Origin of the sequence: Stieleria sp. (genome assembly GCF_041595215.1) — a bacterium.
Lineage (GTDB): Bacteria > Planctomycetota > Planctomycetia > Pirellulales > Pirellulaceae > Stieleria > Stieleria magnilauensis.
Map to the genome: position 1 here is coordinate 1 of NZ_JBFHKV010001282.1, position 2,173 is coordinate 2,173.

A 2,173-nucleotide genomic window follows, 5' to 3' on the forward strand; every position below is an offset into this window, starting at 1 on the left:
GCCAGCGGAGCGGATGCGGGGACCGACCCGGCAACCTTTGTGACGCAGCCGGGTTTCGAAGTCGATCTGGTTCGCTCGGCCGGACCGGACGAAGGTTCATGGGTCAGCATGGCACTGGATCCCCAAGGCCGAATCACCATCGCACGTGAAGACAAAGGGCTGCTGCGGATGACTCTGGCGCGTGACGGAAAACAGATCACTGCGGTCGAGACGATCAACGACGAGCTGCGAGAATGCCGAGGCTTGCTGTACGCCTACGACGCGCTGTACGCCAACGCCAACAACTCCAAAGGCATGTATCGTCTTCGCGATACCAATGCCGACGACCAGTTCGATCAAGTCGAATTGCTGCGAGAATTCCCCGGCCAAGTCGGTCACGGAAGAAACGACTTGGCGCTCGGTCCAGACGGAATGATCTACTCCATTCATGGCGATTCGGTCGAACTGGCAACCGAGAACATTGAAGATCACACCTCGCCCCTGCGGGCGGCTCGCAAGGGGCAACGATCCGAGGAAGGCCATTTGATCCGAACCGACCGCGACGGATCACACTGGGAATTGGTCGCGTCGGGCTTGCGAAATCCATTCGGAATCGATTTCAACGACGACGGTGAAGTGTTCACCTACGACGCGGACAACGAATACGACATGGGATCGCCCTGGTATCGCCCGACTCGAATGGTTCAATTGGTCTCCGGCGGCGACTATGGATGGCGACGGACCACGAACGGGCAATGGCCGCCCTATTTCCCGGACCATAGCGACAACGCCCTACCGACCGTCGACGTCGGAAAAGGGTCACCGACGGCGGTCAAATCCGGGGCGCGGAGTTCATTCCCGCCGCATTACCGACGAGCCCTCTTTGCACTCGACTGGGCCTACGGACGTATTTTGGCTTGTCACCTTTCCCCGCGTGGAGCCGGATACGCGTGTCGCGTTGAAACCTTCCTCGCCGGCCGGCCGTTGAACGTCACCGACTTGGATTTCAGTCCCGACGGCGACCTGTTGGTCATCACCGGCGGACGCAAAACACAATCCGCTCTCTACCGCATCCGCTACGTCGGCCCCTCACAAGACGCCGCCCCCCTGACCGAGCAACAAACCCAACGACAAGCGTTTTCAAATCGTTCCCGGACGCTGCGACGACAACTGGCGACGCTCCATCACCCGAACTCCGAAAGCCTAGCGACCGCCTGGGAACAGTTGGGCCATCCCGATCCGCTGATTCGCAACGCCGCACGCATCGCGATCGAACACCAGGACCTTGCCCGCTGGCGCCAAGCGGCACTGTCTGAACCGGATCCGGAAACTCAAGTGACCTCGCTGCTGGCACTCGCCCGTGCGGGCAACATCGATGACCACGACGCAGTGCTTCATGCCTTGGACGCGATCGCACTCGACACGCTGTCGTCGTTTGGGAAACTTTCCATGCTGCACGCCTACCGCTTGATCCTGGCTGATGTGTCAACGGTCGATTCGACGGCAAGCAACAGATCCAAGCAACGTCTGATGCGTTGGCTGGAAACGGAGCCCCATGCCACGGTCGCGCCGCTGGGAAACGGGGGCTCGGTCCGCGAAGCACTCTGCCGACTGGCTGCCGATCACCACCTCGCCGGTGTCGTCCCGCCGTTGATGGACTTGTTGCGTGCCGGGCAAAGCCAGCGTGATCGGATGAATGCATTGTTCATGCTGTGTCACCAACCCGACGGTTGGTCGATCGATGATCGCATCCTGTTTTTCGAAGCGCTCGGCGAATTGGAGCGGACGGCGTTTTCCGGTGCCGGCATGCCCGGCCGGCTGAAACAGATCCGAGATCATGCGGTCGCACAACTGACCAAAGACGAACGTGTCAAACTTGCGTCACTGATCCAACCGTCGACGCTTTCGCAAGCGACACCGAAACAGGTGTCCCGGCCGCATGTCAGAAAATGGGCATTGGACGAACTGGTCACCGCCCTCGATCAGCTTTCACAACCGGGCGATGCAGAACGCGGCGAAGCCTTGTTCCGCGACGTTCTGTGTGCGTCGTGCCATCGCGTCGCCGGCCGAGGTGGTGTTCTGGGGCCAGACCTCTCTTCGCTAGCAGCCCGTTTCAGTCAGCGCGATATCCTGGCGTCAATCGTTTCGCCGTCGGACGTCATCGCCGAAAAGTATCGCAGCGTGCAGGTGGTGA

At 60.5% G+C, this 2,173-nt stretch carries 1 protein-coding gene; it reads left to right on the forward strand.

Features of this window, described 5'->3' with window-relative positions; genetic code table 11:
- Window positions 1-2,173 (forward strand): c-type cytochrome (locus tag ABX749_RS30560; protein ID WP_372899365.1); only part of this gene is annotated, 2,173 nt, incomplete at both ends.